Below are 7,059 nucleotides of genomic sequence, written 5' to 3' on the forward strand. Positions count from 1 at the left end.
TCGCAAGGGCGCAGTGTAAGGCCTCTCCACCCTCATGCGGATGGTTGAGCCGTATGTGGGACCGGGCAGGAGGTAGGACCCGGCCCCATAGGGAAGGAAGGAAATGGATCTTGGGATTTATCCCATTTTAGTTATATCATAACAGATATGGGAACTGCAAGGAACTCAGATCAATTTTTGCGAGCGCTCTCCCATGCATTTTTGTCGCCCCGCGCTCTGATATGTCCATAATTTCTGCCACCTCTGACCAAGAGTACCCATCTATGTATTTCAGCTTGAGCAACTGTTTGCACCGATCGTCATCCATCTGGTCAATTGCCGCGCATATGCGCCTCCTGAGCCGGATCGAATTTTTAATCTGCGCTTCCAGTTCCTCTTCCACTGCCTGAATTGCCTCTACGGAATTTTCGAGACTCCTGCCATCCCCGCCGCCGCCAGGAACCGCCTTGATGACCGAAGTCATCTTCTCGGCCTTTGACCGCCATCTCAATATTTCGCGGCGCAGACGCCTCTCCTCCGCCTCTGAGGTTTGGTATTTCTTCAACATCCGCTTCTTTTCCTGACTGTCCATCCGTACCTCCTCATCTCCTCCACGCTCTCAAAATACTGCGATGCGTATCCTCCCGGCCACCACACCTCCAGCCGGACAAGCATGGCCACATGCCACGCAGGAGACGCCGGGACGACGCTTGCTGCCATTTTATGCTTCCCGATGGTAATTACCACCCTGTCCTCATACATGCCGCTCATGGCCCGCGACAGGCGCGTCAGGTCGTTGCCGGATAGAAAACACATCATCCGGCCCCATCACAGCGATATCTCCCTTCCCACGGCACAAAATGCTCGCCGCAGATCTGCTTCAGCCGCTCGTCCAGCTTTGCCTTGCTGTACTCCAGGTCTCTGGTGTCATCGACCGCCATGTTGGCGATCTCGGTCAACGCCTGTGAGTACGCATCCGCAAACTCCTTCGCCCGGCCCGGCCCAAGCTGCAGCACGTCGTTTGCGGCGATGAGCGCGGCATCCAGGCACATCTGGGTGTGCGTTGCCCTCGCCTGCACCACCTGCTGGTAGACCGCGCGCTGTATGTAGGCGGCATGTGCGTTCTTAGCCATTCTGTGCCTCCTTCCGTCCATCCAGCAAGCCAATGAGATAGGCCGCCGAATCCTTGACCGTCTCATAGTTTGTGCAGTTGGCTGCATCCATGTTGTGGATGTTCCCGATATTCCACATGGCACAGGCAAATTCGTGGATGCAGTCAGCGCAGGTCTTCAGCGGCTTTGATTTGCGTTTAGCCATCCTGCGCCTCCTCAATTGCCTCATTTTCGATGCAATTTACCCGTTGCATCTGGTGATCAATGTACGCAGCCATATTGTCAGCCTGGTCGTTGCTTAATTCCCCATGCCCTGGGACAGTCTTAATTTTTGTGTCTCCACGCTCACTCGGCGGTTCCGGCAGCGGCATCCAGTGCGTAATGTCCGTTTTCTTTCTGCGACAATTCCACCCAAACTGGACTGATACTGCACCGACATCACTTTCTTTCATTTCCGGCCTGTAAACAAGAACCCTATCATTTTTCATCGGCAGCCTGTCCTTGACGCTAATCCATTCAGCCATCCTGTTCCTCCTCTCCGGCACGGCGGTTCCATGCTTCGATTGCCCGATGCCTATCTTTGTAAAACCCAGTCCCACAAAAGCAACTCCGGCAACGAACAGTAACGTGTGTGTAGTTAAAGTCCACTGGAGAAATCGGATAAAAATCCGGCTCGTTTCCAAAAAACAAATCTGCTGGTTCTCCGCAAAACGGACACGGTTTTAGTTCAGCCATTACCGTCACCGTCCATTCTTGCTCCGCAGTTGGGGCAGTAGTTGTCTTTCCAAAGCAATTCTTTTTTGAATACGTTAACACAATTTGTACATTTCAACCCGGCGTTTGCATGACGGATAGTACCAAACCCATGAATGCAAGGATCAACGTAGTCACACTCCTCCCACCGCCCATGTTGCACAGGGGCTACGTCTGCGGCAGGAGTATCTTCTCTCGCCTCATCGTCCTGCCAAGAGACCAAGAGGCAAGAGCTGAAGTTCAAAACGGGGCGGACGCCACAGGAGTAGCTGGCGCTGCCGTGGTTGTAATCGCCGTTGGAGTAGACGAGCCACACGTAGTTGGTGTAGTCGGTGCTCGGGGAGCGGAGCCACCGAGTCCAGACTGGCGTAGCCAGCCACCACCAGTCATCCGCCTTCGGGATGATTTCTTTGTACTTCCCGTACTGCTCCAGTGTCAGCAGCGCCACAGTGCAGTCGAGGTAGCCATAAACCCGGGTGCCATCGGTGGCCTTCAGGTCGATGTGCTGGACTAGGCAGTCGCTATCCTTCATGCCTCTGGACTTCAGAAGCTCCGTGTACTCAGCCAGGGTGTCTCGCATATCGGCCTGGGTCAAATTGCTTTTGCCGTTCCGGTCAAAGACCGCCTTTTTCCAGATCTCCTTGCGGATTGCAAGGGTTCCGCCGTCCACACGGTCCAACGCCACATACTCCTCCCCGAAGACGGTGAAGCTCTCCCCGCAGGGGACTTTTCTCAGTTCAATGTTCTTCATTCCAGTATGCCTTCCTTTCATCAATGGTGGCCCCCGAAGGGAGCCCACGCTTCCGCCCAGCGCTTTCCCGCACATAGGGCAAAAATTGATCTTTCTACGGCCTTCGCCAGCAGCGAACGAATTAGAGACTACCAACTCCCCATTGTCGATTTCAGCGTAGAAGCCATCTCCCCATACAAGGTCACAGGCTCCACCTTCGCACCAGTCACAGCTCATTGATTACGCCTCCTTCAGGCCGCGCCACTCGAATTGATTGCACCCATAGACGATCGTATTTTTATCGCAAAATTGTTCCTCGTCTTCTGAATTGTTGTGAACGCAACATTCGCACATACTATTATCCGCTATGCATTTCATGTCCTCCCCAGCCGCATCCAGCTCCCGCGTCACGCGCTCCAGCTTGGCTTGTAGCTTTTCCAACGCATCTGCCGCCTCTGTACACGCATCCGCGAAATCCGCATCCAGCTTGTAGGCGACCAGCGATTGGCTGTACGCCCGCAGACGATTAACCAGTGTGTCGATGCGATCCATTGCGCCCCTCCATGATACTCTCATATATTGTTTGCTCTGCAAACCCGTCCAAATGGCACACGATCCCTGCTGTCTTAAAGTCATCTCTGGCTCGTTCCTGTAGTCTCTTCACGCTGATTCCTGCCCAGTAGAGCGACACGTACTCTGATTTTAGCCTCTCTATCGCTTTCGCGTTCCTGCGCCTGAATGCCCTGACGCTTCCCTCGTCGACCGACCAGACGCGGTTAACCTTTTTCGCGTCGATTTGTCCAGTGTAGATCAGCCACCTAACTTTTTGCATGGATGTGTTTAACTTCCGAGCCAGCTCTGTTGCATTCACCGTATGCCCTCCTTTACCACCGCATATTTTTTATATCGCCCCTTGAGCGCCTTGCAGATGATGCTGTAGGTCGAGTTTGGCGACCAGCCCATCTGCTGCGTGATCTCCTCAGCCGTCCCTGTGGCAAGCACCTCGTCTGTCAAACTGTTGTAGACCGTGTAGTGGGTCGTCCGTTTGTGCCGGTGCAGCCCGGCGGCTGGAAGGCCCATATATTGACGCCACCGGAACACCTGCCCATCCGAGATACCGATCTCCGCCGCGATTTCCTTGTCGGTGAGGCCGCTGCCGCTGAGTTCCCGGATGCGATGGAGCTGTTTGGTGGTGATCATCTGGGCACCTCAATTCCATCAATGGCCGCCGCAAGCTTGTCCGCATGCTCCAAAGTACGTTCCCTCCTGTATTCGCTCCTTGCGCCTTCGGTCTCCTTCCAGAGCGTGACCGAGGCGTCCAACAGCTTTTGCCGCAATCCGTCACGGTCCTTTGCCCGCTGATAGGATCCTACCAGACGCCGTTTGTCCTGGATCGCCGTGTCCCGATCAACCACGCCGTTGCGCAGCTGCCAATACAGAGCACGCAGATCCAGAAACATACGCTGGTCGATCCGGTCGAGTCCGTCCGGCATGGGCATGCCCTGCATGGCAGTTTCTTCGTACCATAATTTCATAACTGTAACTTCTGCAACTTTCTGTAATTGGGGTCAAAGACCGCAACCGATTGAAAACACTACGTTTTTTATGGTTTCTGTAATTCTGTAACTTTTCCCCTCATTCCCTTATAGGGGAATGTGTTATGATTGTTTTTCTGCGTGTCCTCTACAGGAAGACATTTTAATCAAAAGTGTCCATAGAAAAGTATATATACTCTCTATATATGTGCGTTTGGGGGGTTACAGAGTTACAGAGTTACAGAATCCTACTTTCCAAGTAGGTTGGTCACGGGAGCAGTTCATCCTCGCAAACCATTGCGGCGCAAGGCATTTTGAGCCATACGCAGTTTGGAGACTGCCCGCCTCCGATGTACTTTGCCTTTGTGTAACCTTTCGGCCCAACCTCGATCAGACCCTTCGTCCTGAGATGGCTGAGCAATGCCCGCGGGTTGATTGTGTTCTCCTCACACACACGGTTGAACACGGATCGGATGATGTACGCCGTATTCCCGTCCATGATCCCGTAGCATTCGCCCGTGTCCGTCACGCCTCTCAGCCTGGTTGCATTCACAGAGACCCAGTCGCAGATGATCTCATATCCGCGGGCCGAAAGGCTTACGGCTGACCGCGATTTCAGGAACTCTCCGATCTCCTGTACCGTAAGCGCCCTGTTGTCCTTAAAGATCCACTCCGTCGCCAGGGTATCCGCCGTCAGGATCACCGCCGCCGCCATAGCCTGCTTGTCTGTGGTGTCGTCCTCTGTGCATGATTTGAAAAAGTGGTCATACAATTCCGCTGCACGCTCTTTTTGCCCGTCCTCCGTCAGGCGGGAAACAAACTCGCGGCCAGCCCAGCCGTAGTTTTGCTTCAGCACGTTTGCGGTCCTGTGCCCGTCCCGGATCGCCTTTTCCGATGCAAGGCATTCGATCTCAATGACGCGGTTGACCGCGCCTGCACCGTCGTTCTCGCCTACGATCGGCGTCTCTCCGGACGTAATGAAGCAGTTGGCCCATGTTGGGGTATAATTCAGGCCGAGCGCCTTGTTGGAACGAAGCTTCCCGCTCCCGGAGGCCAAATCATATACGTTGAATATCACGTTGCCGTGCTTGTCCTTCGCCAGCTGCAGGTCATCCAGGAACAGCGGGAGCGAATGCAGGAAACCGGCCATCATCTCAAATCCGACCGTCGTGCCGCGGAACGTCTGGAAGAATGATTGCCCGACGGCCGGGTTGGCCCATACCGAAGCCCCCAGCATCTGCGCAACCGTCTTTCCGGTCCCGCTGTCCATGCCCCAAAGGTGCACAAAGAACGGGAGGCACCCAAGCGGCTCCACCAGCACCGAGGCAAACGACGCCGCCAAAACGATCCGGGCAGTTATGCTGTAGGAGCGGGCGTCCAAAGCCTCACCCATCCATGCCTGGTAGTCTCCGACCTGGTTGATTGCCCGGTACGCACCGCGGAAGCTGTCTGCGTTGTCAAACGCGATCCCGTCAACATATGGTGCGAAACCCTCTTCGTTCCATCCCATCCTGGAAACGGATTTGGTCTCCGGGATCACATCCTGGTTGAAATCCAGCATGTCCCGCAAGTAGTCCACCATGGCGTTTGCGCGCTCCCCGCTGGTGACCGAGACGCCGACGGCGGACAGCCGGTCTACGATCTTGTTGGCCGATGAAATGTCACGGATGTCGACGATCGCTTCGTTCCAGTATTTTCGCTTTGCGTTTCCCTGGCGGAATGCAAGCTTGATCTTCACTGCGCCGGTATCGATATCGATGATCCTTTGTACCGGCATGATCGGGTGCGTACAGGCATAGATCGCGCTTCCGTCTCTCCCGCCATGACGCCAGATCCCGCTTTCGTCCGCATGCCATTCCCTGGTGTTCAGTTCAAACGGCTGTTCTCCAAATTCGGAAATACCGTCCTCGATGATCACCGGCATGGACATACTTTTCAATTTCTGCTTATACAGGCTGAACAGGCGCTTAAAATTCTTGAAATTCAAACTTATCGCCAATTCCGCCATGCGCCGCTCTTCCATCCCCTGCTCGTATGGGTCTTTGATATCAGTCAAATATTCAAAAACGCGGCCGCGGTCAAAGTCCTCGTAAGTAAAATCAGCATTCAGTTCCGATCACCCCCTAAATGCTCGTCAAGCCAATACTCCAAATAGGGAAGCCGCTTGACGGCCTCCGCGTAAAGCGGATGGATATAAGGCTGGCAGTAGGTATCCGGCCCGAAGAATTTTACGGTTTCCAAACACCGTCGGTATTCCGCGGCCATTTGGTAGTACGCCTCCCGCTCCGCTTCCTCCTGTTCCTGCCTCTCCCTGCGCTCCTCCAATATTCTGGACGCATCCGGTTTTGCGATCCGGCTGCCTGTGATACCAAGGCGGAAGTCGGAGCTGAGCCGGATCAGCGCCTGGCGGAACGGCAGGTCAAACAGTTTCATGGCAAAATCAATGACGCTCCCATGCGCTCCACAGCCAAAACAGTGGAACCCTCTGTCACCGTCATAAATCTTCAGGCTTGCCTGGTGGTCTCCCCGGTGGAACGGGCAGGGAATAAACCCCGACCGTCCCACCTGGAATCCGTAAAACTCCGCAACCTGCCGCATGGTCAACAGGCGCTTGATCTCATTCGCAGCGTCCATCCGGCATCCTCTCCAGCCGTTCCTTGAGTTCGCGGTACAGGATATCCCGTATTAACGCTCCAGAGGTCGTAGGGGCGCAGAACAGTAGCTGGCAGTCATACCGCGCCAGCCACGCCAAAAGGCTCGCTGTCAGCGCTGACGGGGCCATACGGCTTCGGTATTTCCCGGCATATGCATTCTCCCACGTCCCGTTTTCCACCAGGAGATAGAGCTTGGCCCCGGCCTGCTTTGCCCGCTCAAATTCCCGGGTAAAGCGAGGCCGGTCTTTGCAATAGCAGTTGGCCAGCTCATCCAGCCCAAGCTTGCGTTCGATCGC

The 7,059-nt window shown here is 54.8% G+C and carries 12 protein-coding genes; all 12 read right to left on the reverse strand.

Annotated features, from left to right (window positions below):
• Nucleotides 1-136: 136 nt before the first annotated feature.
• A complete protein-coding gene (locus H8S57_RS16285) occupies nucleotides 137-571 on the reverse strand; it encodes an RNA polymerase sigma factor (RefSeq protein ID WP_186909020.1) in 435 nt (144 codons plus the stop codon).
• A gap of 223 nt (nucleotides 572-794) precedes the next feature.
• On the reverse strand, nucleotides 795-1,112 hold the full coding sequence (locus tag H8S57_RS16290; protein WP_186909021.1) for a hypothetical protein: 318 nt from the start codon (nucleotides 1,110-1,112) through the stop codon (nucleotides 795-797).
• Nucleotides 1,105-1,296: a hypothetical protein gene (locus tag H8S57_RS16295; protein WP_186909022.1), complete on the reverse strand. Its 192-nt coding sequence runs from the start codon at nucleotides 1,294-1,296 to the stop codon at nucleotides 1,105-1,107. Before H8S57_RS16295 ends, H8S57_RS16290 begins: the two co-directional genes overlap by 8 nt.
• Entirely contained in the window at nucleotides 1,289-1,615 is a 327-nt protein-coding gene (locus H8S57_RS16300) for a DUF551 domain-containing protein (protein WP_186909023.1), read from the reverse strand. Before H8S57_RS16300 ends, H8S57_RS16295 begins: the two co-directional genes overlap by 8 nt.
• Entirely contained in the window at nucleotides 1,608-1,826 is a 219-nt protein-coding gene (locus H8S57_RS18110; RefSeq protein WP_186909024.1) for a Lar family restriction alleviation protein, read from the reverse strand. The genes H8S57_RS16300 and H8S57_RS18110 overlap by 8 nt, the downstream gene beginning before the upstream one ends.
• Nucleotides 1,819-2,595: a hypothetical protein gene (locus H8S57_RS16310; protein WP_186909025.1), complete on the reverse strand. Its 777-nt coding sequence runs from the start codon at nucleotides 2,593-2,595 to the stop codon at nucleotides 1,819-1,821. The genes H8S57_RS18110 and H8S57_RS16310 overlap by 8 nt, the downstream gene beginning before the upstream one ends.
• Before the next feature lie 219 nt (nucleotides 2,596-2,814).
• Nucleotides 2,815-3,126 carry a hypothetical protein gene (locus tag H8S57_RS16315; RefSeq protein ID WP_186909026.1) on the reverse strand — a complete coding sequence of 104 codons (312 nt, stop codon included), beginning with the start codon at nucleotides 3,124-3,126 and terminating at the stop codon, nucleotides 2,815-2,817.
• A 315-nt stretch (nucleotides 3,127-3,441) separates the two neighbouring features.
• Nucleotides 3,442-3,774: a hypothetical protein gene (locus tag H8S57_RS16320; protein WP_186909027.1), complete on the reverse strand. Its 333-nt coding sequence runs from the start codon at nucleotides 3,772-3,774 to the stop codon at nucleotides 3,442-3,444.
• Complete coding sequence (locus H8S57_RS16325) at nucleotides 3,771-4,109, reverse strand: hypothetical protein (RefSeq protein ID WP_186909028.1); 339 nt, start codon at nucleotides 4,107-4,109, stop codon at nucleotides 3,771-3,773. The genes H8S57_RS16320 and H8S57_RS16325 overlap by 4 nt, the downstream gene beginning before the upstream one ends.
• A 268-nt stretch (nucleotides 4,110-4,377) precedes the next feature.
• Nucleotides 4,378-6,165, reverse strand: a complete 1,788-nt coding sequence (locus H8S57_RS16330) for a DUF927 domain-containing protein (RefSeq protein ID WP_186909029.1) — start codon at nucleotides 6,163-6,165, stop codon at nucleotides 4,378-4,380.
• A 50-nt stretch (nucleotides 6,166-6,215) separates the two neighbouring features.
• Entirely contained in the window at nucleotides 6,216-6,743 is a 528-nt protein-coding gene (locus H8S57_RS16335) for a CHC2 zinc finger domain-containing protein (RefSeq protein WP_186909030.1), read from the reverse strand.
• A partial coding sequence (locus H8S57_RS16340) for a hypothetical protein (RefSeq protein WP_369807649.1) occupies nucleotides 6,727-7,059 on the reverse strand: 333 nt, incomplete at its 5' end. The genes H8S57_RS16340 and H8S57_RS16335, both read right to left, overlap by 17 nt.

The organism is Lawsonibacter hominis (assembly GCF_014287895.1).
Taxonomy (GTDB): domain Bacteria; phylum Bacillota; class Clostridia; order Oscillospirales; family Oscillospiraceae; genus Lawsonibacter_A; species Lawsonibacter_A hominis.

What these genes read in the sequence shown, in the direction of transcription:
- H8S57_RS16285 (WP_186909020.1), bottom strand. Translation starts at nt 571, where the DNA reads ATGGACAGTCAGGAAAAGAAGCGGATGTTGAAGAAATACCAAACCTCA.
- H8S57_RS16290 (WP_186909021.1), bottom strand. Translation starts at nt 1,112, where the DNA reads ATGGCTAAGAACGCACATGCCGCCTACATACAGCGCGCGGTCTACCAG.
- H8S57_RS16295 (WP_186909022.1), bottom strand. Translation starts at nt 1,296, where the DNA reads ATGGCTAAACGCAAATCAAAGCCGCTGAAGACCTGCGCTGACTGCATC.
- H8S57_RS16300 (WP_186909023.1), bottom strand. Translation starts at nt 1,615, where the DNA reads ATGGCTGAATGGATTAGCGTCAAGGACAGGCTGCCGATGAAAAATGAT.
- H8S57_RS18110 (WP_186909024.1), bottom strand. Translation starts at nt 1,826, where the DNA reads ATGGCTGAACTAAAACCGTGTCCGTTTTGCGGAGAACCAGCAGATTTG.
- H8S57_RS16310 (WP_186909025.1), bottom strand. Translation starts at nt 2,595, where the DNA reads ATGAAGAACATTGAACTGAGAAAAGTCCCCTGCGGGGAGAGCTTCACC.
- H8S57_RS16315 (WP_186909026.1), bottom strand. Translation starts at nt 3,126, where the DNA reads ATGGATCGCATCGACACACTGGTTAATCGTCTGCGGGCGTACAGCCAA.
- H8S57_RS16320 (WP_186909027.1), bottom strand. Translation starts at nt 3,774, where the DNA reads ATGATCACCACCAAACAGCTCCATCGCATCCGGGAACTCAGCGGCAGC.
- H8S57_RS16325 (WP_186909028.1), bottom strand. Translation starts at nt 4,109, where the DNA reads ATGAAATTATGGTACGAAGAAACTGCCATGCAGGGCATGCCCATGCCG.
- H8S57_RS16335 (WP_186909030.1), bottom strand. Translation starts at nt 6,743, where the DNA reads ATGGACGCTGCGAATGAGATCAAGCGCCTGTTGACCATGCGGCAGGTT.